The sequence below is a fragment of the Rhizobium sp. BK456 genome (genome assembly GCF_014194045.1).
Taxonomy (GTDB): domain Bacteria; phylum Pseudomonadota; class Alphaproteobacteria; order Rhizobiales; family Rhizobiaceae; genus Rhizobium; species Rhizobium redzepovicii.
Genome location: NZ_JACIAO010000001.1, coordinates 249,540 through 275,111, shown reverse-complemented (window position 1 = coordinate 275,111; position 25,572 = coordinate 249,540). Strand labels below are relative to the sequence as shown.

Sequence of the window (25,572 nt, the reverse complement as noted above, 5' to 3'; positions counted from 1 at the left end):
GGATCTGCCCCCTCGACGCGATATCTTCGCGGGATTATAAATGCAGAAGTTGCGGCTGCCTGGGGGAATTCCGCGAATGTTCTATGCGCTTGCTGGTGGCTACGCAGTTTTGGCAATTTTCTTTCTATGCATGGCTGGATACTACACCGGAAGGATCGGCCACCAGGCGCAAGGGTTTTACCACGAAGACCTCTGGCAGATCCGCTGGGAGCGTCTGATGATGGGGGCGCTGCCATACCTCGCCATCTTCTTTCTTATGTTGGCGGCGCCGATCATCATCATAAAAGACGGACTGATCGAACTGATCTTCGCGTCGAATTTCAAGAACGGAGATGACTATCTCCTCGTGGGCATCGTCTGGATCATTTGGGCCGCCGCATGGCTGGTCGTCGCGCTGTGCATCATCGCGCTTGCCGGAACCGTCTACTATCGTTGGAAGGTCGCAGAGCGGCATGCTCGGCAGCATGAGGCACTCCAGCGCAATCGCGAGATCACGCAGATTGCCTACCCGCAAGAGAAGTGGGGTCGCTGGGTGCGAGTGAAGCGCTCGAAGAATGTATAGGTTTAAGCTGTAAGATATTCACGACTTAAGACGGCGGATAGGGCTGTATCTGTCGATAAACGCGACTTAAGAACGGAAATTGTCGCTGTTCGCGACTTAAGGCGCATAATGGGGCGAAGATGGATCCGAGAAGAAGAATGGATGAGCGGAGAGATCGGCTCGAACGCGGTCGGGTGCCTTTCGTCGAGAGCTACCGCGAGACCGTACTCGAGCCTCAGTCACTCGGTGCGCCACTTGAGCGCGAGATCATCGTTCTCCGGATCGACAAGAGCAAGCTGAAGCTTTACTCGGCGCTGGCGGCTTTCGTTGTCGTGCTACTGGTCATCTCCGGCTTCACGGCGTGATCAAGGCTTCCATCCGCACAGATCTTGACCGCTTCGATTATGCTCTAGGATCTGTCGAGCCGTTCCCGATGACATCGTTGCGACATCCTCGGTGGTCGGACGGATCGGACGGTTGGACGCGCACCAGTCAGATGTCGTCGCGCACCCAGCCAGACAGCTCATCACGAACATCAGCGTCAGGCAGTTTCGAAACCTGGTCATGGATCTTCTCTCGGTTGGCGGCTGCCTTGGTGGTCTCGCACGCCCGATCAGCTCGTTCGGCAGCGCGACCGGATTCTCGGATTCGCCAGTAGGCCAGTCCGACGGCGGCGGCGATGGCGCCCCATTTGGCCACGACCTTACCGCACGACGAGGTCATCCATGCGAACAGTGCCGTCAACATCATCATCACTCTTTACAGACCCATGTCTGGCCGCCGTCCTTGATCTCGGCGCCCGGCTCGAAGCGCTTCCGGCCGAATTTCCAACCTTCGTGCTTGCGTTCATAGATGCCGTAGCCAAGCGTCAGAGCAATTGTGGCGCCGGCTGCAAGGGTATTGATGTCATCCGGGGACAGCTTGCTGTCCGCAAGGAGCACGGTCGCGACGATCGTGACAAGGGTTCGGACGAGATCGAGCATTCTCGGATTCATGCGGCAGCTCCTGAAGCTTCAGTGGCGGTTGCCGCTACAGCGGCGTAGGCCTCGGATCTGGCCTTCTGGACGCGATAACGGTGGATAAGGTAGACGGTCAGCACGGCGAGACCGATGACCGCTCCGATCACCAGAATGCTCTCCAGTCCTGCAAGATTCGACGTGTCGATCTGCGTGCTGGATGTCGCTGAAGAAGCCGCAGATCCCGCAACGCCTGCACCTGCAGTCTTCGAATTCTTAGATGCTGTCGTGGATTCCGACAGAAGGACGATCTGTTGTGATGCCGGGGATGTGGCACGCTGATCGAGTTGGAGCTTCATCGAGAACGCCTCGCCAGTCGTGCACCTGGAGATCCACCCTTTGCCGAATGTGCTGAATGTCGTCAGCCCGCGGAGGAACCCAGTGCGCTTGCTGTAGATGGCCTTGATGGTCTTCAGGGCATCGGCCTTGGCAGCCGCAGCAACCGTCTGCGCGCCGACCACTCCGTCGGCGGCAATACCGAGGGCACCTTGAAGCCATTTGGATCCGCGCGATACACCCGAATTGATGGCGCCGTCGAGAGTCGCGAAATCGACACCTGCAGGCAGGTCGTCGTAGCGAACCTTGTCCGCATACTGACTGCGATAGATCTCGGCGACCTCGTCTTCGGTGATCAACCGGACCGACTGCTTCGAGCGATCCTTGAGTGTCCGGTAAGCATCGTATTCCCGCTGGATGATGCCGTACATGGTGGCGCCGCCCGGATCTTTCGGGTGGTTCGACCAGCCGCCTTCGAAGATGCGGATCTGCTTCATGGCGCGGGGGTACGTGAATTTCATGAGTTCACCCGGATGTTGACGGGCGCGCCCGTAGCTTCGATGAGCGCCGACAGGACCCTGAAATTTAGAGGCTCCCCGCGGCGAAGTTTCTGGAGATGTTCGAGACGGATTGTCGGATATCGGCGGCTGATTTCGGCCGAGGACAGTCGCCGAGCATCAATGTGCTGAATGACTTCCGCGGAGAGCTTGGCCTCGATCTCCACTGCCGTTGCGCATTTGAAAGGGGTGGGTAGGTATGTGGCAGCCATGATAGTCTCCAGAGTGATACTCATGTTATGTTCTAACATTACAAAACACAAGGAAATCGCCGGCAGCAAAACTCGATTGACGAGATCCAAAAAATCCTTATTTAGGATCACACAAATCCTGAAGGAGGATCGTCAACCATGGCCTACATGTCGTCTGCTGATACTGCCCTACTGCTCGCCACGATGCTGCACAGATCTGAACGCACTCGCGCTCGCATCAGCGATCAGACGCTGAAAACAGTTTCCAGACGCACCACGCTGAAGGCGGCGTTTAGGACTAGTGTTGTCGAATGGGCGGCTGAGTTCGGACTCCTGATGTATCCACTCGAGCAACGCGGTGGTTATGGCCTACTCAAAGCAACGACGCTCGAGGGCGCGACCCCGTTACGGGCTGGTCAGTTGGTCTCGGCGGAGATGCGGGCTTTCCGCACGACGGGATCAATTGACCAAGACGCGCTATACACGGAGCTTGGACTTCAGGAAGAGGAAGCCGAAGACTAGGCTCGATACTTGTCGCCGACGAGAAGACCAACTTGTCTGTTTCCGTCTGAGTGTCCGAGATGCCAAGCGCCGACCCATCCCGTCGGCCCCTTAGCATAGTCAGCACGGTGGATCAGGTTGCCCATGGAGATGCAGTCGTCGATCCAGCCGAGGCCGTGGTCGTGGGCCTTCGAGATCTTCAGCCCGAGCTTCGCCAGCCCTGCGGTGGATCCTCGGGCGCCGTTCGCGCCGACATCTCCGTGGAAATTGTAGTAGGTGCCGTACACGTGGAGTGGCTTGTCTGCGTTCACCAGTTCGAACTCGGCTGACGGATTCGAACGGCGAATGACCCACTCGAAGACGTCGAAAGCATCGCCACGATCGATGGCAGCGCGGCATTCATAGTTGGCGAGGTGCCACAGCTTCGAGTTCTCGACGGATACCTCAGTAGAAGGCCGCTCAAGCCACCGCTTTAGGAAGTCGTCGTGGTTGGAATAGACGATGTAGCTCTTGCACCAGGGCCTTGCAGTCTCCGACAAGAAGCGCGCTGCCTGATCGATCTCAGGCTCAACGAACTGCTTCTTGTCCGCGTGTCGGCGATAGAGCGCCAGCGGATTCCGATCTTCGTGGTGATTGATCGCCTGACCGTCGAAGAGGTCATTGAAAGCTTGGCCACGAGCACGGACAAGATCGATCAGAGGACGGTCACCCTCCGGGTTGCCACCATATCCCCACATCGCGCGAGCATAGGGTGGGTGGATCCCGGCGCGATGCGTGCACGGGATGCCGAGGAATGGGCGCTCGAGCTGTCCCTGAGATTCCTCAATCGCTTCGTCGATCGTGTAGACGTTCCCGCCTGAGACGAAGAGATCCAGATCGAAGAAATTTCCGGTTTCGGGATCGGCATCGATATTGCGGACGAAGATGCGATCCTCGTTGTCGATCTCAACGATGACGGCGCCGATGGTATGACGCTGAAGCCCCTTCAACCCGGCTTCTTGCTCGACGTAGTTTGGCACGCTGCATGCGCCTGTCGTCCACATCGTCACCGGATCGGAGAATTGCGGCCGCGGCACGGAGACGATGGCGCGTTTAGGATGAGCGAAGATCGACGTCGTTCCGCGGATATATCCGTTGAGGCCTGTGAGCGGATTCGATTTCGTTGGACGCATGTTCATCTCGGCGCAGAACTGCACACCAGGAGCGAGATGCTGCCGACTGCGGGTGACCAGATGGGAGACCATCGACGACCACGGCGCGACTTCGAGGATGTCACGCTTCCGCTTCTTCGTGAACAGGCTCTTCCCGTAGGTCGCACCACCAAGAAGGATGTCGTATCCGCCCAGTGCGACCGCGAGAGCATGCAGGTTCACCGCAAACGGCCCGTGGGTCGGAGTCTGTGCTTGGTGCATCGAGACGATGATACCCGCTTTCCTCGATCGACGAGGAGCAGGCACGTTCGGGCTGATCCAGATATCGTCGAGCGACTTCGGTCCATTCCATTCGTCCGGCCAGAGAACACCGGGGTCGATCTTCATGCCTACGAGCTGCTGCTCGCCATTCTCGTCGGTTTCGAAGATTTCCTGCGGATCTCCGGATTCACGGTACCAGCCGTTCCCGAGCCAGTTCGAAAACGGCACCGTGAGTTCATCGGTGGCAATCCGTTCCCGAAGATCATTTTCGGTCTTCGGCTTGATCTTGGGGGATTTAGGTGCCGGAGCAGGCGGCTCAACGGCGGCTGGTTCGGCGGTGTCGATTTCGGCGATTAATTTCTTGATGCGATCCAGCCGTTGTTTTGTGATGCCGAGAGATTTCCAGATGTCAGTGTAACGAGTGCCATCGGCAAGCATTTGCCGGACGGCGGGAACGTCTTCTATGAGCGGACGGACTGCGGACCTGCTTGAATTCTGCATTTCGGTATCCTTTCAATAGCCCGCTTCTTTGAGCAGGTCTGAAAAGATGGTTTGCGTCGGCGGACTCCGCCGCAAGTCGTCAACGCTTTGTTTTTGCGAGCGTATCGGCAATCCGGTTGACGACATTGGGCCGCCCAACGATTATACGCCGAACAATTTTTTCATGAGGGGATCGATAAACTGGCCGACGACACCCGCAACCAGCGAGACGCCGGCGACAATGAACGAAATATAGCCCTTGGTGATCCGGCGCTGGACTTTGATCTCGGCGATATCGGCTTTCACGGCGCCGATATCGACCTTCAGGGTGTCGATCTCGCTCTTCATGGCCGTCTGGCTCGAGAAAAACTGGTCGAGTTTGGTCTCGAGCCGGGCCTGTCCCTTGATCAACTCAAGGATCTCACCGGACGGAAGTGTATCGCTCATTGTCGGTTGTACTCGGTTCTGGAATGTGATCTCCAGTGAGTGGAACCGACTACCGTGCAAGATTCGAGGAGGACGATGAAAAATGGTGGCTCTCACCGCTGCTGATCGAGCAGGAATCGACAACATCCTGGCCAATGGCGGCACATATACTTTGGTCATCGATGCCTCGGACATTCAGATGACCTCGGAAACCGAGCAATGGCCGGACATCGCCCCCAATCTGACGACCGGATTCGAGCTGCCACTAACCCCTCCGACGAACCCTCGGGATATCGCACTGGCTCTCCGCTACGGAGACGTATGGGGGCGAGAGCTGGTCAAGATAGGCAATAAGGGCGGCCGGGTAGTATATCGAAAGCTGCCGAGCGGGCAGTATGAAGCAGAGATCACAATCTAAGGATCACGAATGGGGCAGATCGCATACCTAACCGCAACCGGAGAAGAGCTTGAGGCTTTTTCGGTAACGGATTCCGTCTGGGATGCGCTCTGCCAACTGCCCAAAGGCAGCATAACGATGCCCCGGACGAAGTGGCCTGCGACTGCGAAGACCTCGATCAAGGGGTTGAGGTTTTTCGCACACTATCCAGGATACACTGGCGCTCTTCCAAAGCCGGAGAGCTACGCGCACACCCGCCTGAAGATCGACGTCGTCAAGTCGCTGCGATCTATGGGCTTTAAAGCGAACATCGAGGTCCCCGGAGTTTCGCCAGACGGCGAGGAATGGGTCGCGGATGTCCTGACGGAGACTCACGATGGACGGCGCGTCGCATTCGAAATCCAATTATCGAGCCAGCATCTACGGGACTTCCTCAGCAGAAGTGATCGTTACGTTCGGTCCGGCGTGAAGGTTTGCTGGATCATCTCATACGAACCTGTGTCTGGAAGGCTGACTAAGGCGATCGCGAGTGCGAACACGGGTTACTACAAGGAGCATGGCCGTTTCCTAGCTGATCTTCAGGAGATCATGCCCTTCCGAATTATCCTAGACTCGAAGGATGAATATCCAGAGGAACGGCTGCCGCTGCACTTTGGACGAGCGCAGTTTCACAAGGCCATGGAGATGGAAGAAGCGCTGGCGGGTGTAATGCTCGATGTTCCTCGATGGGAGTTGCCAGATTGGAAGTGGGGCGATCACCGCGAGGAAATCAGGCGCATCACGTAGGCGGCGTGAACGGGATGCTGGTTGAGATCATACACGACGAGGCGTCCACCGCACCCTCACTACCGATGACAAGTCCTGTCTCGCTGGTCACATCCCATCGTGGCATGACATCATAGGTCACAGTCTTCGGCCGACCATCGACTTCGGAACGGATGCGTCTGACGACAAAGGCACTCATCGCGAGGTTCGTTCTTTGGGACATGTCAGGCTCCTATGTCCGGACGCAGATTTAGCTGCTTCGGCAGCGACGGCGGAAGGCATGTAACCGTCATCCGACGACGCAGGGTGTCTTCTTCGCGCAGTGGGTTGAAGGCAATCCGCAACCGTGTCGGGTTCGCTCCGATTACAGCAACAGGATCCGAGGAGCCGTTAGCCGCGGACGCCTGCTCGGACCAGATGTTCTCGAATTCGAAGATCCTCGGCGACTGCGCGGCGAGAGCTGCGGCGTTCACTGGTTCAGTGACGCCTCGGTAGCTAGTCGAGTAGACCACATCTCCGGTCTGGAATTGGCCCTCGCCGGGCGCGGGTACAATCGTACCGGTCCCGGGTACGCTGACGATGGAGATCTTAGCCGACCGTCTGCCGCCCTGTTCCATGACCAGCTCGACACTGGTGACCTTGCCTGTCACCTCCCCACCCGGGAGACGACGGTGCGCGATCCGACAGGAGTCCGCGGTCGTGATAGAGCGGCCGACCATCCACGGCACTTCGAATGTCGTCTCGGCACATTGGCTGCGTTCGAGTACGGATCGATAAAGGCGCAGGACTGCGTGGCGAACGGAACGAACGCCGCGAGGTAGGTCGAAATATCTGGCTGACTTTGAGTCCTTCATCGGTGCGCGCTTCTCGCGGCGTTCCCATAGAACCGGGCCATCATCGATCTCGCGGACTGTGAAATCTTCGGTGGCATCGTGCTCGGTCACGCACGACCATGCCGATCCGTTCGCGAGGACTTCATAACCGACATCATAATGCATACGCTCGAGCGTATCGGGATCCTCATACTGCCACTCCGGCGTCGAGGGATCGACATTGAGCGCCTGCAGGGTTGGCTGCTCCATGGTTTCCGTTTGATCATCTTCTTCTGGAAGCTCCTGGAGTCCGGAAGGCATGAGGATCTCCAGCATCTCCTCGCGTTGCTGCTGATAGTCGAACGCGGCGGCGATACGGAATTCAATGTATTTCGGAAGCAGCTTGACCGTGCCGCCCGATGCCGATCCGAACTTCGAGCCGGAAATCGTCAGTGACACGGGAGTCGAATCCGATACGTCGACGATCTCGGACTCGCCGACAGTCCATCCGGTGTTGGATCCGATGGATGTGCCCGGCTGCGGGAACGTGTTCTGGAAGTCTTCCCACGTAAACGTGGTCACACTGCTATTTTCTGAAACTGTCTGGCGGCCTTTAGCTGTCTGTGTCCATGCAGCCGACAGGCGGATGCGAGAAATCGGCTTCGGCGGGTTCGTGACGCTCAGGGCAGGAGGATCGCCGACGCCGTTAAAACCGATGTCGTGAATGACATCGCTGTCGACGATATGCGTACGGCTGACTTCAAGCGTCTGGCGATCCCAGCGCCAGATTTCCGGCCGGGCAACAAGGACGCCTTCGTAGTCGTCATCGGCGGCAGCACCGAAGAAAAGCGGATCGTAATATTCGGCGTCAAGTCGATCGACGAGTTCGGCGTCGGGATCGTAGTCAAAGGCCTCGGAAATCCGCAGTAGATTGGCGGCGGACTTGACGACATCGTCGCTGGACGGCGGCAGGCAGCGGAATGTTAGTTCGATCGTGGCTCCGGCCATGCCTGTCGGCAGGGGCACGAGCCTCCCGCGAGCAAGGAGAACGGGCGCCACGTCTTCGGTGCGCTGCTCCCACAAGATCGCGTATCTCAGAGCTGCCGGCATCCAGCCGACAATTCCAGGATTCTGAATTGTGACGCGGAAGATAGGCTCCACTTTGCGGCCGTTTCGCTGCTCAAGGATCGACCCCGACAGCACGACGAAAGCATCACCGTCTGCTCCAGACGGTGCGAACGGAGCGCTGTAGCTCTCGATGAATTGGAGTCGGAGCATCAGAATCCTCCGACTTCTTCGGTGGAGATCTGCCACGAATACTGGGCTTCCGCTTCACGGAAGGTCTGTTGCCAAGGCTCGATGACCATGACTTCGTGCTCCATCGTGGCATAGACGCGCACGACCTCTGTCGCCGGAGCCGAGAGCGTAGCCGTCTTGTCGGCGAACGTCATCGCTACATGGTCGAACCCGAGAGTGATGGCGCGGGCGGTATGAATCTGCCTCGGGAAAATGGCTGTCGAGCTACCGACCGGGATGACGACGCAGAGTTCGGAAGGAGGGACCACGGTGAAAACCTCCCCCGGCCACATCCCAGCCAGCGCTGGCGGACGAAGGTCGTCGGCACCAGATGAGATCCGGATGGCGTAGAGACGGAACATCGGATCGGCGAGGTTGACCATCTTACCGTTCCAATCTCGGGTCATGATCGCGGATCCGGAAATCGGCTGCATCTCGACGCTGAGATTGAACGCCGTCTGCCATCCGATCCCGAGCGCCGGGCAGAGAAGTTTGGTGTGTCCTTCGAACTCAGCCATCAGTAGCTCCTATTTGCGTACTCTAGGTCGCGTGTGAGCTGCGTCGAAGACACATCGTCTCCGTAGAGCGTCGTCGGGCGACCGTTGACGTTGATATCGACGGCAACGCGCTTCGAGACAGCACCACGACGAGCCTCGGACTCGCGTGCGAGCGCACCGAGGTCGCCCCCGTCGTAGTTCTTGTCCCAGCCCATGAACCCATTCATGAGTTCCTTGGAATACTGAGCCTTTTGAGCCGCGGTCATGTAATACGTCGGATCGGGAGCCTGAATGCCCATCTGGTCGCCATAAACGAGCTTTTGTGCTCCCTTGGTCCTGACGCTGTCGTCGCGCATGCCAAGACGCTCATACAGTGCATTGTTCCCCTGCACAGCCATAAGCCTTGCCTGCGCCGAGATCACCTTGTCCGTCGCGGCTTCAACGTCTTTCAGCATCCAAGCCGCGAACTGCTGGCCGAGGGTATATGTCGTCGTTGCTACGACAGGCAGGAGGAGCAGGGCGTTGAGGATGCCGTCGACGCCGAGCTTGATTCCGCCGACGGATCCGAGAACGGCCTTAGCAGCATTCGCGAGGGATCCAGCCGCAGTCTTGCCAACTGCGGCGAAGGAGGAGCCAAGCGACCGGATCTTCGGGACTGCTCCGGTCGCAGCGGTGCCAATACCCTTGACGCCTTCGGTCGCCGCCCTGGATGCCACTTTCGCTTCCGTAGCTGCCGCAGCAATAGCGGCGGATGACTGGACAGTAGCAGCCTCGGCGGCGGCACCGCCTGCCACGGATGCCGCGGTGGTTTCAGTTGCTACCGACGAACCGAGAGCCCATCTTTTTAAGCCAACGAGCGAGAGGGCCACTTTCCCGAGAAGTCCAGAGAACCGGAGCATTCCGACGAACAGCAGCGTCGTGGTTAAATCTGTGTGGAAGATCTTCAGAATCGGATTCACGACGTCTGCGATTGTGGACATCGTCTTCCGAAAGAGCGCGAAGGCGTCGGCGAGGTGCGAAGAGAACCACACCACTCCGTCACGCAGTTTGTTGAGCCACGCATAGTCGGTGTTTTCGCCTTTCACGAGGTGTACGATCTGCGCCCATACGTCCATAATGACGTTCTTAACGCTGATGGCGCCGTCTCGAAGCGTATTGAGCCAAGCGTAGTCGGCATCCTTGCCGTTCCACAGCAATGAGACCTGCTTGATGGCATCAGACCAGGTCGCCTTAATCGCGTTCCACAACGGCACCAGCTCGGCAGACTTTTTGACGAGGGAATCGAGCCATTTCGTTTTGATATCGTCCGTGTCGCCGCCAATGATGCTGATGATGTCTGTCGTGAACTGCCTAAGATCAAGAAACGCCCCAGTAGCGTATTTCGCAATCGCTACACGACTTTTCACAAACCAGTTCGTGAGCTGTACCGAGGTTTCTGTGAGGTATGGCAGAAGATTCCGAGCGATTTCGAGTCGAATCCCACCAATCGCCGTCTGCATATCTTGCACAGCGTTCTCATAGGCCTTTGCTTTCTCAACGTCTTCGGCCGTGACTTCTCCGCCGAGCCGCTTCAACGTCTCACGGTATTCGTCGATCGCTTTCTTGCCGCCGTTCAACAGCGGGATCATTTTCGTTCCGGCATCTTCGCCGAAGAGACGCATAGCAACTCGGGCTTTCTGCGCGGGATCCTGAATCCTTTGGAAAGCCTCACTAATCGCAACAAGACCGTCCACGCCACCCTTGGACGCGCGGTCGAAATCGATCCCGAAGCCTTGGAGTTCGGTAAGCGCCTGACCCTGAGGCGAAAGCCCTTGCTTGTACTGGGACTGGGCGGCAAGGAGCTGCTGGCGCTCTCTATCGAGTGCCAGATTTCCGGCTTGAGAGAGCGTGTCTGGGTCGATCCCGCCGTAGTGAGGGCGCTCGACCGAGATGCGGTTTTGGTATTCGTCGATCTGCTGAAGGCGAGCCTCGATTGCCGTGATCGACTGCGTTCGAGCCTGGAGGTCGGCTTCCGAGAAACCCGAAAGTACAGATCCAAATCCAGCCGCGCCGCCGACACGAGCGCCGAGTGCGGCCTGCTTGGCTTGCATGCCAAGGAAACTCTGGTAGGCAGAGTTAGCCTTCCCGATGTTGTCACGAACGGTCAAGAATTCGTTGGAGATCGTGGAGATTTGGTTGATAATCTCGTCGCGATCGACGCCGCTGCGCTCGCCTGCGAAACCGAGGACGTTCACATCCTGCGGGGATGCGCCAATCTTGTCCGCATCAAGGCCAATTTGCTTGAGGCTGGCAGCCGTCTCCTTTGCTGAGTCTACGGCTACCTTGGAAAGGGCCGCGAACTTCAGTGCTAGAGCGCCGACCGAGACCGCCGCGCCGAGTGCTCCGATTTTGATACCAGTGAAAGCCGCCTTTGCTCCAACCTTCGCGACCTCTTTCGCCCGTGCGTGGTTCTCAATATTCCGCAAGGACAGGTCGAGACCTTTGAACGGGTTCTTAAACGCTGTCGTATCCTTGTGGACGCCAAGCATCACAAGACCGAAAGATCGACCGAACGAACGCAATCTCGCGGTGGCGTTCTCAAGCCCCTCGAGTGTGAATTTCGTTTTGATTTCCGGCGTTGTGGTCATCACTACTCACTTATCTGTCAGCGTCTTCCACGCCTTCTCTTCTCCGGACATCCCCACGGCCACTGATCGCGCGGTGTCGATGGTTTTCGCCTTATCCATCTCCTTCATCGTGCCGACACGGGCGAGAAGCTGGCCGACGGTGAAATCGAGACCGCTACGCCCGGTGCGGATCTCGTATTCGAGCGCCAGCTTCAGGATATGGACGAAAACTCCGTCCAGTCTCAGGCCGCTTTCCGTCCAGATGCCTTCGTCTTCTGGCTTTTCGGCTTCGACAGGGGCAGGCTGATCGACGGGGCCGTCGGCAATGTCGAGTCCAAGATCGTTAAGATAAGCGTCTGCAGCGATTTCAGTCCCAGCTCGCCCATTCGCGCCAGGACCCGAGTAAAAAGGCCCTGAACGCCCTCGTATTCCCTGATCATCATCGAATATGCGAGGACGGCGAGGTTCAATTGGAAGTCATCCGGAGCGCCGAGGATGCCGTCGATCGTTTCGCGGTCGTTGGGCTTGCCCAACGAGCAGGCACCGAGGGCTGCAAGAGCGAGCGGCGTGCGGCGGAAGAGATTGACGACAATATGCTGGTCGCGAACGGCGCGATCTTGGCTTTCCGCCGGAGGCAGACCGTCAAACAGACGGAGCAGATCTTCGTGATCGGCCACAATGGCGCAGATTTCGGAAATCGTCGGGGCACGGAGCTCTGCAGACGCGCCGGGAACGATTTCGACGGCCTCATAACGATGCTGAACGGACGCGAGCAGATCGCGGACTGAAAATTCGGGATTGGACATGCGTTCCTCCTTGATTGCATGCGTGGGGGAAGGAGCCGGAGATCTCCGGCTCCCGAAGGATTAGGCGTTCACGATCTTAGCGAGGCCTTGGATGGTGCCGTAGCCGTGGTCGGGCGTGGAATAGACCGATCCCGTCAGACCACCGACGTTCGGGTTCGCAGTGTCACCAGTTGCAATGGCGCCGTTGGGGCGGAACTCGACATCCGGGAGGTGCATTTTGACTTCCGTGCCGTTTCCGTCCTTTGTCACGCCGATGTAGATGAACTCACCGCGCCATCCGCTGTTCTCCATGATCTCGAGATCAAGGAGTCCTGCAGTTTCGGTGACGGCCGGCAGCGAATAACGAACTGTGGCATCAGCGGCTGCGCCCGCGGGGACCTTTAGGAATTCGATCGTTCCCGTTGATGGATGGAAGATAAAGTCGACGTTTTCGGTGTATTCAACCGGATCGCCGGAAGCACCATCGTCGATCGCAGTGATCGTGCCGTTGATTCCAGGCAACGTAACAACAGTCCCGGCCGCGACATCCTCGACTTCCAGCGTAGCCGTCACGACAGCGGCCTGTGTCTTGTACTTGTGGTTCGACATGAACAACGCCTCGTACAGCCATTCCGTCCACATCTGGATTCCGGTCAGCTCAAGTGTGGCTTCCTTTGTGGTGGTCATGTTCCGCAGGAGGCGCCTGTCGCCCCATTCGTTGCTGTAGACAGGCTGCACGGTGATATTCGGAGTGAGGTTTACAGTCTCGATCGGACCTGTTTTCGTCCACTTCTGGTCGCCATGCGCGCGAACAAGTCCGGCACCACCCATGAGGCGCTGCATAGAGGTAAGTTGTCTGATGGGGTAAGTTGCCATTTTGTTCTCCCAAAGAATTAGGCGTGAAGATTGCGGTCGGGCTCGGCGTCGAGCGTCCAGATGTCCGCGGTGTAGGTGAGCAGCTGCGAGCACAGGATGCCGCACTCGATCTCGGCAGGGGCGAGGTCTTCGGCTCCCGCATATTTCCAGTTCGAGATCTTTCCGATCCCGGTCACCGGAAACAGAAGCGCTTTCTCGACATCGACCGCGATCTGTTCGAGACGATCTTCGACATCATCGTCTCCGTGTACGCCGAGCCTGACATGGATAGTGTATGACCTGGTCTGCGGCTGCTGGCCGATCATGCTGCCGGCAGCCTGCGTGACGGTTTCCGAAACGCCGACAAGAGCGATGGGAAGGTTGTCGTCCTGAAACTTGCGAAGGAAACGGCTGGCGTTCTGCGCGCTCTTGATTGAGGGCACGGTAGAGAGCCGGGTTTTAACGGCGTTCCTGAGCTGCGTACGGACATGCGGCATGCGATCTCGCTATCCCTTAAGGACGATGGTCAGCATACCGTACCCATCCCCGCTGCAAGATTCGACATCGTACGCCCGGCCTCCGATGACCAGCTCATCGCGACCTTCGTTCCGGAAAATGTTCTCCTGCTTGCCATCAGATCTGGTCGGCTCAAGCCTCAGGGCGTCAGCGACAGCGCACCGAGCCGTTGGTACTCCGGTCAGCATGGAAATCCCGTCAGCGTCAGCGATCGTCGAGGACGCATTGAAGATGACCTGCAGATTGTCGGATGCAGTGCTGCCATCCTCTCGATGCCGTACCCACGTGGCGGGTGCCGGCTCCGAGAAGGTGCGCATGAAGATCCGAGGGAGTGGGGCGAAGATGCGGGCTACCATCAGAGGTTCACCCAGGCGCCGTTCGAATACACGCGCACTTTATGCAACGAGCTGTCGTAGTAGATCAGGCCATCTTCCCACGGGTCCGTCGGGGTGCTGCTGCGCGGGTCGAGCTTGATCGACTGACGGGTAATCTGCAGAGCGCCGAATTTGCTGAAAATATCGTTCGTGCCAGCACCACCTCCGCGCTCCGTGTATTTGAACGTCGTCGTCGCGTGACGCGTTCCGGTCCAGTTCAGTGTCGACGAATATGCTGTCACCGTGAGGTCAATGTCATTGCCGCCGTCGTCAGAGAAGTCGATGGCCACCGCTGGTACCGATGTCAGGAGCATCGTGATGCGGTTCCGTTGCGCTGTCGCCGTGCCCGGCTGACCGAGCTGGATACCCTTAATGTTGTCGTTTCCCCACTGGACGCCGCGGCCCTGAATGAAGCAGTCTGAGCCGAGCATCTTCAGCAATCCGCCGCCCGTGAGACCCGTGCCCGCACGAGCATCATCGAGGATGAGATCACTGATGGAGATCGCCTGCGCGTACTGTGTCAGGCACCATTCCGGACTGTCGCCCCAACAATGCAACTGAGCAAACTGCGAGCCGGAAGCGCGAGGTCCGATCTCGAACGTGCTTGATCCTTGAAGCGCATCCATGAAGTGCCGCGACATGGACACCAGCATACGGCCGATCTGGCTATCGTGGGGGCCGTCGAAAATGGGCCATTGACGCGAGAACTGCACGAAGAATTCGTCGATGAAGCACTCACCAGCGCTATCTGTCGTGTCGTTGTCCCACGCCGCAGCAACCGAACCCCAGCGGCTGTAGTAGCCGCCGTTGCAACAGTATTCGGAGTCAACGTCGCGGATATGATATGCGCGGCCGTAGATCCTGATGTTCCACCCGGTGGACGTCGGGTTCTGGTCCTTCCGCCCGTGGATCGTCATGTGTTCGATGCCGAAACGGTTCGGGCCGTTGGCGCTGTCGCCTGTCCAGAGAGTGTCAAAGTCCTGCGTCTTCAAAAGGTCGCCAAGATATCCGTCTTTCCGCCGCAGCCACGTCACACGCCGACCCACGCCGCTATGAACGACGCGAGACTTCAGGGTGACCTCGGCACCGAGCTCATAGACGCCAGGGCCGTACTTGATGTAGCCACCACCCTTAGAGACAAGGAAATCGGTAGCGGCGTTGATCGCGGGCGAGTTGTTGAAACCAGCCTCCGGTTTCGCACCGAATTGCTGTGCCCAGACCTCGCCCGATGCCTGCAGCTCCCACCACCGAGAATCCGCGGTTTGGAACTTGCCACCATGCGCAGGCTGGCTTGCAACGACCTTATAAAGGGCCGCCCCGCCGTCACCCGGAGTGTAATAACCGCCTGCACGGATCGCAGTAACAGCTGATGGTAGCGTGACGGTCGACATGGTGCTGACGACATACTGGGCACCGTCGATTCCATCGCGGCCGCTCGTTCCGGTGATGTCGGCGAGCGTCACGAGGTCGGCGAATACGCCCCCAGTCTGCCGCCACTGAATGGCGGTCGATGTCTTCTGCAGTTCAACGGACTTGCCGTCGGTTCCTTCGAGATCGGCGAGGAGTACAAGGTCGGCCCAGTTGCCGTCGGGCACCTGGCGCCATTGAATCGCGGTCGAGGTCTTACGCAGTTCCACGGATTTTCCGTCCGAACCGTCGGCACCCGCGGGAGCAGAGAATTCGACCCATCGATCGGGATCGGCAGCCGGCGCGACGGAGGCCACGAATGGCCCCGATGCCTGACAAATGAACATGGACGTCGGAGAGGAATTGCCGGGGGCGAATACATAGTCCGACGGCGAATAGGAGGATCCCAGTACGAAGGCGCCGCGATTGGTGAGCCCAACCCCGGCTTCACCCTTCAGGGATTCAATCCACTCGGCCTGCGAGCCATCGAAGCCTTCTGCGACGGCAACCGCATAGGCGCTCGCGCCGTCATGACCTTCAAGGGAAGCGAGCCATTCGACCACGGAGCCATCGAAACCGTTGTCGACGGCGACTTCGTAAGCGCTTTTGCCTCGTTGTCCGGGAATGCCACCGCCAGTTCCGGTGGATGTGATGTTAGGAACCATCATGTCAGGCCTCCGCAGCTTCTTCTGCAGGGGCAGAGTTCAGGTAATCGGGCATCGGCGCGGCAACGGGGCCGCCCGGTGAAGTGAAGGTCTCGTCGGCGTTAAAGACCCATCCAATGCCGACGATACCCGTCTCAGCAGTCTGTGCGATCATTCCTGCCTTGGGTACGTCGACATATCCAACGACGACATTGATCACTGTGGCGTCTTCGCCGACGACCAGGAATCGGTTTTCGAAAGGATCGCTCATGCGGTCACCTCAATCGTTGTCAGCCAGAATTGAATCTTGATGGCGCCAGCCGCCCCCCAGGCAATCTGCGCTTGGTTGGTGGTGTTTGATCCGCCACCGCCACCGCCCGGAAAGCCACCAGCTCCTGGGCCGTTAGGTCCGACGGTGGCTCCAACGCCAACTCCGCCGCCTGCGCCCCATGAATCTGCGTAGAGAGGATTGTGGTCCTGACCTTTTGGTGCGTCGTACGTCCGTGAGGTGGAAACCGTCGAGGATTCGACAGATCCCTGCCGGAAGTTGACTTTGGATCCCATCGAACCGTTTCCGCCGCGGCGAAGCGCCCAGATCTGAGAGCCACCACCACCGGGGCCGACCCATCCATGAGGTGCGTTCGACGTCCAGTCGTTGGCCGTGTCTCCAAGATGCGTCGCGAGGACGCGATCAGCCCCGTAAGACTTCATCAGCTCGTAGAAAAGGCCCTGATTGGCCGTGCCTTGGCCGCCCGGCCAGCCGCCCTGCGAGAATGCGTGACAGACAGATCCATTAGGACCAAAATAGCTGGCTCCGCCCACGTTGCCGCCGGATCCGCCTGCGCCGACCTGAAATGACCATGAAGCCGTCGGCACGTCCGAAAGCTTGAACTCGCGGATCGTCAGGTTGCCTGGATGTCCGCCGAATGCTTGAGCATGGTTATAACCCCCACCACCGCCACCCGAGCAGACCCACAGCTTGCAATCGATGTGCTCGGCGATCGCAAGGGACTGCTCTGCAGCCGTCAGGAAGTTCGCCTTGACGATATCGAGGATGATCTGACGGTTCGCTGTGCCCGAGGCCGTCCACATCCAGTGATCGCCGCCATCCGACAGGCGTGTAAGAAGCCGCTTCTTGATGCGGATCTTGGTGGGATCAAGCGATACGAATGATCGAATGAGTGCGAGCGACGTCTCGACGAGACCGGAAGCGGTTCTGAGGACGACTTTCTCCGTTCCTGTCAGGGTGCCGGCAGCCGAGAGCGTTTGAGCAAGGATCTGTCGCGTCGTCAGAAGTCGCAGGCCGTCGGTGATGCGCACAATCACGTCCTCGGAGCCGGCAGCTGTCTCCAGCGCCTCGACTTCGAGGTTCAGCAGATCGTCGGCGGTGAATTCGTGACCGCTCCCTCCAAAGCCAATGACGTTCGGAACCATCATGTAGATCAGTTCTCCATGACGTAGACGACCGTGTCGGCCGCGGCGTTGAAATGAATGTCACGGCTGCCACCCGGCACACCGAACGGGAAATATCCCGGCATCAGGGGCCACGCCTTGGCGGCATCGTATGAGGAGCCACGGACGACGGTCAGAGCAGCTGCGGACGCGTCGAGACCGACAGCAATCGTGATGAGCGTGGTCGTGCTGCCAAGGGTGTGTTTTACAGTGGTGTCGGCGGCGACATCGACCGCGAAGACGCGAGCGGAATCGAGCAGAGCGACATCGAAGGATTCGCCGAGAGAGCTGACCGGGGATTCGATTGTGTTTGCCATCAGGGCGCTCCGGGAATGAAAGGAAAGGAAGTGCGCAGCCGGGTCAAAGGAGGAAACCCCGGCTGCGCTACACGGTAGCGATTAGTCTGCGTCCGTGATCTTGATGACGGCGCCGAGCCTCTGGACGTAGCTGAGCGGGTTGGTCTGGCCCTTCAGCTCGACACCCTCGTCGTGGTCGAGCAGCTTCGGCGAGATGTATTCCGGCACGCCCATGGCGCCGAGCGTCTGGATTCCGGTACCAGGTGCGAAGCGCGTCTGGTACATGCCCTGAACGATCGGGCAGAGGTATGCCGTGTCCGGATCGATGAGATAGTGGTTGCCGATCTTGCCGCGCGTGTAGGTAACGACATTGATGTCGGTGGAGATCGGGAAGCCGTCGCGGACATCGTCACGGAACAGGCCGCCAGCATTCCAACGCTCGTATCCAGTCTTCACGGTCGGATGCGTCTTGATCTTCTTCTGGATATTGCGACCAGCGATCAGGTAGTAGCCGTTGGCGTACAGGTCGCCGAGGGCCTCCTCCGACTTGATCTTGGCATCCGTCAGTTCTTCGACGACCTCCGTATTAGAATTGCCGAAATCGATCTCGTGGGTGCTCTGAGCAATACCGAACGTGTCGAACCAGTTGATCAGCGGGGTCGTCATGTCGGCCTTGTACATGATGCCGGTGATCGCGGCGGCGCGCGTGCGCTCCCATGTCAGGCGGTTGTTGACGTTGAAGGCATCGAGGATCTCGTTGCGCTTCTGCTCGAACGTCTCGACCAGCTCGGATCCGAAGGCGCGAACGCCACGGACGGATTCCGCGAGGAGCGTGCGCTGCTGCGGATAGTGCGGGATGTAGACCGGGATCGCTGAACGGTCAGCCACGCGGCCAGTGAAGCCAGCGGAACCGCGTTCGGCATCGGGAACGATGTCGATGACACCATCACGAAACTCGATAGCCGTAAGGTGATTAAGCTCGCCTGCGGAATTCCAAGGCAGCCACTTCGAGATCTCTTCCGGCACGTACGGCTTCGAGTCGATGTAGTCCATCATGCTGCGGACGGTGAAGATGTCGTCCTTGAAGACGTCGACGAAATTGAAAGACATTCTTTTTCTCCAATTGGTTCGCGTTTTGTTCTTTGACAAAGCGCGATGGGTTAGCGGACGACGATGCCGGCGGCGTCGAGCGCGGCTGCGACGACGGCTTTTTCGCCAGTTGCGAGATCCTTGAGGCTGATCCACTGGCCGTAGACCTCGGCAGCGCGGGTGATGGCGACAGCGGCATGGCTGCCCGCAGTGGCATCGACGCGGTCATTGAGGACGGCGACCTTGATCTTGTCGTATGTCGTGACATCGACAGCGGAGGCGGGGTCAATGTACAGGCCAGTCGCAACCTGGCTGCCGGATGCTCCTGTGTATTCGGCGACGACGACCGTTCCGGCCTTGTAGACGGTTGCGGACTGCTTCAGCGTGATTACGTCGATGGTGCGGTCGCCGTTGGCCTTCGAGCGGATGTGAAGCTGATCCGGCTTGTTCTGATTAACTCTGGTCATGGGGTTCTCCTGAAAACTGGGGGTTACTTCTTGCCGTTCAGCTTGTCGTAGGCGCTACGAGCGCGCTGGAAGTCGGTCTTCTCCACGACAGGTGCAGACCGCTTGGACGGCTCGACGGCGACCTCCTTTTCCGAGGCCGTGCCACGCTGAGCGATCGAGCGCTTCAGGGCTTCCTTCAGCTCGGCAGGCTTAGCCCCAAGAGACCGCATGTCATCGATGAGCTTGGTCAGGCCGTAGGTCTTGGCGATGGAGCGAACAGCCTCTGCATCCTTCTTCTCGGCGTCGGCCGCGGCGGCATCATCTGCGGACCCACTGCCGTCGATCTTTTCGGCATCCGTGGTCTCGTCGGCGCGAACTGCACGCAATGCCTTGATGCGTTCGACAAGTTCCTCAGGAACTGCATCCTCTGCGGCCGAAATGGCTTCCTCGGCTGCGGTGACAGCAGCTTCTGCGGCTGCGACGACTTCTTCGATATCCATGGTGGTCTCCTGATCTTGGGGGGCAGCGCTGCGCAGCCGGATGGCTCCCGGCACAGCGGAGTTTTGAAAGCTACGGATGAAGGCGTTGGGATCGGCGGCAACGGCTACGTTGCTCACTTCAGTGAGAACCCATTTTTTGACGAGGAGGATCGGCATGGCGCCGTCCGACTGCTCCACAAACTCCGCATCGGCAAGGTCGTAGTAGTAGCCAGCACTGATCTGGGAATAGAACCCTTCGGCGATGTCGCCGATGAGATCCGAGTGGCGGGTGGCTAAGGTGATCCTGCTGACGATGGACTGTCCCTCAGCCCGAATATCAGTGACCTTTCCCAGGATGGCGTTGATCCCGCCGTGGGTCTGGTGACAGTCGACGAATGGCATGCCTCGGGCGCGGGAGAGATCGATTCCGTCGGTGAGGAGGATTTCGCCAACTGCGATGATCGGAGGGCACTTGCCTGGAAGCGGAACCACCCGTGGATCCTCGATCCATTGAGTAACAGGCGTTTCCGTGGTGACAACGGCGTCGAAAGATCTGGTCGCAACATCAACGGAGGTGGGCTGTCCGGCAAACGCGCGCATGCTGAAGGGGCGCTCGGAGCGCTGGTCAGGTGTCGTGGATTTGCGGATAGGTGTCGGCATTCCGTCGTCTCATTTCCAATGTGAGACGAGCGTTGCCTGGGTTCCTGCAAGATTCGAGCGCGATGGCGAATAAAAATGAAAGCCCCCGGATCTCGGGGGCTTCAAGTGTCGTTGTCGACTAGGCGACTGGGAAGTCGGTGAGCCAACGCAGGTGGCGATCAGTATGGATTACCTGTACCCATGCGTCCGACCGAAGGTATTCGTGCACGTCACGAATGCGCACCTGCTCCTTCTTGATGGCGTCTCCGATGTCGAAGAAGAGGGCGTCATCAGGGCACTGGCTTGCGATATGCTCGGGGTCAGCAATGAGCATGTGAGCAATGTAACCGTTCGGTACCGACTGGAGCCACAGTGCGACGTCGAGCTGTTCGTAAGGATGCTCGACCACCACATACGGCTCCATTGCTAGGTAATTGACGATGCGCTTCGTCAGACTCTCCAGGTGCTGAGCGACGCTTTCGAAGTTCGGAAACGGCTCGTCGAGAAAGGCCAAAGGCATGGGCTTGCGCTCGGTCATACTGCCATCTCCTGTTCGATCTCAGAGAGCGGGATATTGATGTCCAGAACCTTCTGGATGAACTCCATGAACCGCTGGTCGCTGACCTTTTCGATCCGGTTCCGTTCCGGCGCCATAGTGTCGATGACGATCAGGTAGCGATCGTCGCCGCTGACCGCGAAGTCTACGAAAAACATTTGACCTCCTGTTGGCTCGTTTTCGAAGGACCGCACAAAACCGGGTCTTAAACCTCGTGGCAAGAGAGAAAGTCCGGAAAATATGATTATTTTTCAGTGGATTCACTCACAATGTCAACGGAATTGTCCGTTATATCAGGCGGCCTCTTCCTCAGCCATTTTGAACAGCGCATCCATCACGGCCTTCTGAGCCAGCGCCTGCACGGCGCCGGCAGCTTGCGTCTGCGGCATGGCACCAGCACCCTCATAAACAGGATAAGGAAGGCGAAGTTCTCCCGCTCTCGCGGAGTCCTTAGCATTCTGCAGGTCGATCTCCTCGATGTCGTAGCCGAATTCGGAGGCTACCTGTTGGCGAGACGTGAAACCATTTTGTACGGCGAGCATGAAGGCGGTCACTTCTTGAATCGGGTGGATATGGCCACGTGCCGGAGGCATCCACTCCACACGCATGTAGTCCTCGGGCTTCGCATCTGCAGGAGGTGTCCACTTGCCAGCGAGGATTGCGGCCGATACCCAGCGGCGCCAAACGGGAGCGCAGAACTGCTGGATGACCATGTGGTGCTGGATAGACAGGATGAAGCGACCGACCTCGAGCATCATCGCTCTGTAAACCCTATCGTTCACATCCTTGAAGTCGAGAGTGAGCTGCTCGACGCACAGGCCAATACAAACTGCGACTTCCGATAGATTGACGCGGTTGAAGGCTTCGAAGTTGTTGTCAGTACCGGGTTGATCCGGGAAGGAGACATCGTATCCCTCGGGCACTTCAACGGCGCCGCCAGCAGGAACTGTCTGGAACTTCGGCGGCTCGTCGTCTCCGAACGCGGATTCGTCATCTGCGGCCAGCGGCTTCTTATAGAACACCGTGAACTTGCTCTGATGCCGCTTGCGACCGACTTCGTTATGGCGGTATTCCTGCAGGATATCCATGATGTCCAGCACGGGCGCTGCCCAAGGCGAGCCGCGCTCAGAACTCGGCGTGTCCGGAATGAACATGTGCAGGACGTCTACTGCGGGGACCGGCTTCGGCATCATGTCCCCGGTTTTTCCGCGCCAGTCCTTCGGGTGCCACTGGTATAGCCAGTAGGCGACGACGCGGTCGATGGCATTGCGTTCGACGCCGTCAACGATCCAGTTGCCCGACGGTGACTGCTGAGTCCAACCAAGAGGAAGATGGTCTGCCTGGAGCATTTGGATCTGAAGCGGGACACCCGACAGCATATCACCCTCAAGCCGATCACGGAGCCTGAACAGAACTTCGCCATCCGTGGCAACCGTTTCGACGGCATGCCATTGCAGTCCATAGAAATCATAGCGGCCGCGAGCGTCGGCTTCCGGCGTCCATACCCTGAACAGTGCCTTCAGGTCGGAATATGGGATCACAGGTGTGATGCCATAGCTGACCACGTTATTCGCGACCTGCCGCATACCATTGCGGTAGTAGCCGTTGTTGGCTCGTTGGAAACGAGAGACCTGGCGAATAATCTCGATCTCACCATTGGCGCCGTTCGGGCCGGGATCCTTGGAGGCTGCCTTATGGAGACGGCTGGCGGATTTGTAGAACGTCTTCACGATGCCGGCTGCCGATGAAAACAGGTCGGCTGCTGCGGATCGAATGCCGCCCGGACGTAGAGTACGAGACTTAGGAGAGGTGGAAGGGACAGAACCGCGGATCTCGATGTCGCTCATTTCACTCTCCCGAAATCAGAGTGATGAAGCGCAGGCCGGGTCGTTTCACCGGGCGGCCTTCGATCTCGGCAATACGATTGGAAATGAGACGGATCAGGGCTTTGGCGTCGGCGAGGTTGAGGAAGTTCGCGCTGCCGCCTCCGGAATATGAGACCTGCTGTGCGCCGATAAGGAGCTGGGATTCGATAGCCTTTCGCTCGGCACGCAGCTCGGTCGATGACCAGTCCTGAAAATATGTTGTATCCATCCGTCCTCACCAACACGATCAGAACGAAATCACGCCGCCTGACCGCCTTTTCCTCACCATCGGTTTCACGCCCACGACCACTGGTGCCGCCATTGGCACCGATCGTTGCGCCGCAGGTCTGCTAGCGATAGCGCGTTGCGCGATCCCGGATGGAACCGCTGCGGCGACGTCGGCAGACTCGGTGGCCGCCGATGCAAGGACTGAAAGATCTGGGCCCTTGTAGGCCTCGTCGAAAATCTCTCCCGTCTCGGGATCGTGCGGCACATCCACAATTCCCATCTTGTCCGCTGCAAGATTCAAGTCGCGCCAACGAAGATAAGAATGCTTCAACCCCTGCAGGGCCGCGTAGCAATAGATGAAGGTGTCCCACTCCTCATGTGAGCGGCCGCCCTTGGGGTGATCCCAGTGATAGCCGCCCTTCTTTTGCGGAAACGGGCGTTCGCACATCAGGCGGTCGAAATAGCCTTCCGGCAGGGACATCGGGAAGCGCGGACCACCGGGACCCTTGACCATCAGCTTCCGGGCGACAGCGTCCTTAGCGAGCTGGGTGTCGATCATGTACCAGCCGATATTCGAACCCTTGATCCGCTTCGAAATGCTTTTTGGCCAGACAGAAGGCCCACGCTTGCCCTTGGAAGCATAGGCTTTGCCTTTGATGGCCCAAACGTTCGCGCTCTTCGGATAGCGCGCGCACTCGGTTTTGACTTGGTCACCGAAGTGACCGCCCATGTCGCATGCCGTCGCCTGGATGTACAACCGAGTGCCGTCTCGCTTGGTGTATGGACGGGTGCGAATATCGTCGAAATGGCGACGTGCATCAGGATCCGACGGCTCACCTAGAACCTTGCCGTAAGAAATAACCGACGGCATCTCTTTCCGGTTCCAGCCGATGATGTGGTATTCGCGTGATGCAATCTGTTCGAGATGACCGCCTTCCTTATTCGTCTGCATGTCCCACGATGAGGTTAGTACGACGATGTCGTCGGGGACTTCGGCAGGATAAGGAGCCTGCTGCGAACTCGTGGTCGCAGAGTTGAGGTCCGAATTTCCGAGGTCGTCCCATGGCTCGGCGAGGACGTTGTTGACAAAGACCTTCCGTGCGTCAGGGTTCCCCCGAGCGTTCACATCCTGCTGAGCAAGGGAGCGCCAGCGTGCTTTGGGAGCCATGGAGAGCCACTGCGGCCAGTGATATCCCCGATGGCCTTCGCGGTTGGGCGACAGGTTCTGAGGAATGAACTCTCCGTTCTCGACCATTTCCTCCTTGTGGTCTTCATCGATACGACAATGATCCGGCCCCTCGCACATATAATAGCAGTCGGTGACGATGTTCCGTTCGTTGAGAATGTACTTGAATCCGTACGGGGTCTTGCGGTCGCCCCATTTCAGGGTCTGCTGCGTATGGCATTGCGGGCAGCGGACAAAGAAGCGGCGTTGATCAGACAGGCACCATTCCCGCCAGACGAGGCTGGTATCGCGGACGAGCGGCGTGGAGCCGATCCACAGAATGGAATCAAAGAAGGTCGTGCCGCGGGCGCGGAATAGCTCGAGCTTGTCACCTTGTGAGTCTGACAGGAGTGCCTGCCAACCGTCGGCGTCCACTTCATCGCCGAACAGCCACTTGGCACGGATACGGCGGAACGAGTCGTCTGACGCGGCGCCGCGCATGTAGAGACGCGCGGCGTTCTTGAAGCGGTGCTCCCTCCAGGTATCCAACGGCTGACCACGCACGGGAGGGCGCACGATCTCGGTCATAGCAGTGGAGCTTCGGAAGACTGGCTCCAGCTCGTCGTTGTAATAGCCTTGGGCATCCTTCGCGGTCGGCTGCGCGACGATGACATTGATCGCCAAATAAGCGAGCGCGTAAATGATCATCGACTTCATGAAAGTGGAATAGCCGACCTGAACGCCCTTCAAGATCGTGATCTGATCGACATCACCCGACATGGCGTCGGCGGCTACCGGCCGCTGGTACCCGTTGAGGCGCATATATCCTGCGCGCGAGGTCTCGTTGGTGAGAAGCCTGATGTTTTCGTAGATCCATTCGACCGGATCCTTGAATTTCGGAAGCTGAAGGATCTTCTGACGGATGGCAGCGAGCGCGGCGAGGAAGTCTTCCTCTCCACCCAGCACAGCTTTCTCGTAATCGATCTCGTCACCCGGAAGCATG

Annotated in this window: 28 protein-coding genes; 5 read left to right on the top strand and 23 right to left on the bottom strand. The window is 58.5% G+C overall.

Annotation, left to right across the window (positions count from 1 at the left end; genetic code table 11):
- Window positions 1–76 precede the first annotated feature (76 nt).
- Together FHX03_RS01570 and FHX03_RS01565 are read left to right on the top strand one after the other, a co-directional pair.
- Complete coding sequence (locus FHX03_RS01570; protein WP_183852199.1) at window positions 77–562, top strand: hypothetical protein; 486 nt, start codon at window positions 77–79, stop codon at window positions 560–562.
- A 137-nt stretch (window positions 563–699) separates the two neighbouring features.
- Window positions 700–906 (top strand): hypothetical protein, encoded by a 207-nt coding sequence (locus FHX03_RS01565; protein ID WP_183852197.1) that lies wholly within the window; start codon window positions 700–702, stop codon window positions 904–906.
- Between the two features lie 127 nt (window positions 907–1,033).
- Here FHX03_RS01565 and FHX03_RS01560 read toward each other — a convergent pair whose 3' ends face one another.
- The 3 genes from FHX03_RS01560 to FHX03_RS01550 are packed head-to-tail and all read right to left on the bottom strand — an operon-like array spanning window position 1,034 to window position 2,330.
- Window positions 1,034–1,288: a hypothetical protein gene (locus FHX03_RS01560; protein WP_183852195.1), complete on the bottom strand. Its 255-nt coding sequence runs from the start codon at window positions 1,286–1,288 to the stop codon at window positions 1,034–1,036.
- A gap of 5 nt (window positions 1,289–1,293) precedes the next feature.
- Window positions 1,294–1,536, bottom strand: coding sequence for a hypothetical protein (locus tag FHX03_RS01555; RefSeq protein ID WP_183852193.1), 243 nt, complete (start codon window positions 1,534–1,536; stop codon window positions 1,294–1,296).
- The gene (locus FHX03_RS01550) at window positions 1,533–2,330 is read right to left on the bottom strand and encodes a glycoside hydrolase family 108 protein (RefSeq protein WP_183852191.1); all 798 of its coding nucleotides are present in this window, start codon (window positions 2,328–2,330) and stop codon (window positions 1,533–1,535) included. The genes FHX03_RS01555 and FHX03_RS01550 overlap by 4 nt, the downstream gene beginning before the upstream one ends.
- Before the next feature lie 410 nt (window positions 2,331–2,740).
- On the opposite strand from FHX03_RS01550, the gene FHX03_RS01545 reads away from it, so the two are divergent.
- Window positions 2,741–3,103 (top strand): hypothetical protein, encoded by a 363-nt coding sequence (locus tag FHX03_RS01545; protein WP_024315787.1) that lies wholly within the window; start codon window positions 2,741–2,743, stop codon window positions 3,101–3,103.
- Here the strand turns inward: FHX03_RS01545 and FHX03_RS01540 are convergent.
- Entirely contained in the window at window positions 3,100–4,995 is a 1,896-nt protein-coding gene (locus tag FHX03_RS01540) for a hypothetical protein (protein WP_183852189.1), read from the bottom strand. The two genes, FHX03_RS01545 and FHX03_RS01540, sit on opposite strands and share 4 nt — an antisense overlap.
- Before the next feature lie 141 nt (window positions 4,996–5,136).
- A complete protein-coding gene (locus FHX03_RS01535; RefSeq protein WP_183852187.1) occupies window positions 5,137–5,421 on the bottom strand; it encodes a hypothetical protein in 285 nt (94 codons plus the stop codon).
- Between the two features lie 82 nt (window positions 5,422–5,503).
- Between FHX03_RS01535 and FHX03_RS01530 the strand changes: the two genes are divergently transcribed.
- Complete coding sequence (locus tag FHX03_RS01530) at window positions 5,504–5,818, top strand: hypothetical protein (RefSeq protein ID WP_183852185.1); 315 nt, start codon at window positions 5,504–5,506, stop codon at window positions 5,816–5,818.
- Between the two features lie 9 nt (window positions 5,819–5,827).
- Window positions 5,828–6,583: a hypothetical protein gene (locus tag FHX03_RS01525; protein WP_183852184.1), complete on the top strand. Its 756-nt coding sequence runs from the start codon at window positions 5,828–5,830 to the stop codon at window positions 6,581–6,583.
- 203 nt (window positions 6,584–6,786) lie between these two features.
- Here the strand turns inward: FHX03_RS01525 and FHX03_RS01520 are convergent, their stop codons facing one another.
- The 18 genes from FHX03_RS01520 to FHX03_RS01435 form a co-directional block, all read right to left on the bottom strand.
- Window positions 6,787–8,652, bottom strand: coding sequence for a hypothetical protein (locus FHX03_RS01520; protein ID WP_183852182.1), 1,866 nt, complete (start codon window positions 8,650–8,652; stop codon window positions 6,787–6,789).
- The gene (locus tag FHX03_RS01515; RefSeq protein ID WP_183852180.1) at window positions 8,652–9,188 is read right to left on the bottom strand and encodes a hypothetical protein; all 537 of its coding nucleotides are present in this window, start codon (window positions 9,186–9,188) and stop codon (window positions 8,652–8,654) included. Before FHX03_RS01515 ends, FHX03_RS01520 begins: the two co-directional genes overlap by 1 nt.
- Window positions 9,188–11,794, bottom strand: a complete 2,607-nt coding sequence (locus FHX03_RS01510) for a hypothetical protein (protein ID WP_183852179.1) — start codon at window positions 11,792–11,794, stop codon at window positions 9,188–9,190. The genes FHX03_RS01515 and FHX03_RS01510 overlap by 1 nt, the downstream gene beginning before the upstream one ends.
- Before the next feature lie 221 nt (window positions 11,795–12,015).
- On the bottom strand, window positions 12,016–12,579 hold the full coding sequence (locus tag FHX03_RS01505; protein WP_183852177.1) for a hypothetical protein: 564 nt from the start codon (window positions 12,577–12,579) through the stop codon (window positions 12,016–12,018).
- Window positions 12,580–12,639: 60 nt separating this feature from the next.
- Window positions 12,640–13,434 carry a hypothetical protein gene (locus FHX03_RS01500; protein ID WP_183852175.1) on the bottom strand — a complete coding sequence of 265 codons (795 nt, stop codon included), beginning with the start codon at window positions 13,432–13,434 and terminating at the stop codon, window positions 12,640–12,642.
- A gap of 17 nt (window positions 13,435–13,451) precedes the next feature.
- Complete coding sequence (locus FHX03_RS01495; RefSeq protein ID WP_183852173.1) at window positions 13,452–13,910, bottom strand: hypothetical protein; 459 nt, start codon at window positions 13,908–13,910, stop codon at window positions 13,452–13,454.
- Window positions 13,911–14,284: 374 nt separating this feature from the next.
- Complete coding sequence (locus tag FHX03_RS01490; protein ID WP_183852171.1) at window positions 14,285–16,378, bottom strand: hypothetical protein; 2,094 nt, start codon at window positions 16,376–16,378, stop codon at window positions 14,285–14,287.
- A gap of 1 nt (window position 16,379) precedes the next feature.
- A complete protein-coding gene (locus FHX03_RS01485; RefSeq protein ID WP_183852169.1) occupies window positions 16,380–16,625 on the bottom strand; it encodes a hypothetical protein in 246 nt (81 codons plus the stop codon).
- On the bottom strand, window positions 16,622–17,791 hold the full coding sequence (locus tag FHX03_RS01480; protein WP_183852167.1) for a hypothetical protein: 1,170 nt from the start codon (window positions 17,789–17,791) through the stop codon (window positions 16,622–16,624). Before FHX03_RS01480 ends, FHX03_RS01485 begins: the two co-directional genes overlap by 4 nt.
- Window positions 17,792–17,796: 5 nt before the next feature.
- Window positions 17,797–18,123: a hypothetical protein gene (locus tag FHX03_RS01475; protein ID WP_183852165.1), complete on the bottom strand. Its 327-nt coding sequence runs from the start codon at window positions 18,121–18,123 to the stop codon at window positions 17,797–17,799.
- Between the two features lie 81 nt (window positions 18,124–18,204).
- Window positions 18,205–19,212, bottom strand: coding sequence for a major capsid protein (locus FHX03_RS01470; protein WP_024315773.1), 1,008 nt, complete (start codon window positions 19,210–19,212; stop codon window positions 18,205–18,207).
- A gap of 50 nt (window positions 19,213–19,262) precedes the next feature.
- On the bottom strand, window positions 19,263–19,658 hold the full coding sequence (locus FHX03_RS01465; RefSeq protein WP_183852163.1) for a head decoration protein: 396 nt from the start codon (window positions 19,656–19,658) through the stop codon (window positions 19,263–19,265).
- A gap of 23 nt (window positions 19,659–19,681) precedes the next feature.
- Window positions 19,682–20,776 (bottom strand): hypothetical protein, encoded by a 1,095-nt coding sequence (locus tag FHX03_RS01460; RefSeq protein ID WP_183852161.1) that lies wholly within the window; start codon window positions 20,774–20,776, stop codon window positions 19,682–19,684.
- Window positions 20,777–20,894: 118 nt separating this feature from the next.
- A complete protein-coding gene (locus FHX03_RS01455) occupies window positions 20,895–21,293 on the bottom strand; it encodes a hypothetical protein (RefSeq protein ID WP_183852159.1) in 399 nt (132 codons plus the stop codon).
- Window positions 21,290–21,469, bottom strand: a complete 180-nt coding sequence (locus FHX03_RS01450) for a hypothetical protein (protein WP_024315769.1) — start codon at window positions 21,467–21,469, stop codon at window positions 21,290–21,292. Before FHX03_RS01450 ends, FHX03_RS01455 begins: the two co-directional genes overlap by 4 nt.
- Before the next feature lie 135 nt (window positions 21,470–21,604).
- Entirely contained in the window at window positions 21,605–23,158 is a 1,554-nt protein-coding gene (locus FHX03_RS01445; protein WP_183852157.1) for a phage portal protein, read from the bottom strand.
- A 1-nt stretch (window position 23,159) separates the two neighbouring features.
- Window positions 23,160–23,405, bottom strand: coding sequence for a hypothetical protein (locus FHX03_RS01440; RefSeq protein ID WP_183852155.1), 246 nt, complete (start codon window positions 23,403–23,405; stop codon window positions 23,160–23,162).
- Between the two features lie 18 nt (window positions 23,406–23,423).
- The gene (locus tag FHX03_RS01435; RefSeq protein ID WP_183852153.1) at window positions 23,424–25,571 is read right to left on the bottom strand and encodes a terminase gpA endonuclease subunit; all 2,148 of its coding nucleotides are present in this window, start codon (window positions 25,569–25,571) and stop codon (window positions 23,424–23,426) included.
- Window position 25,572: the final 1 nt, after the last annotated feature.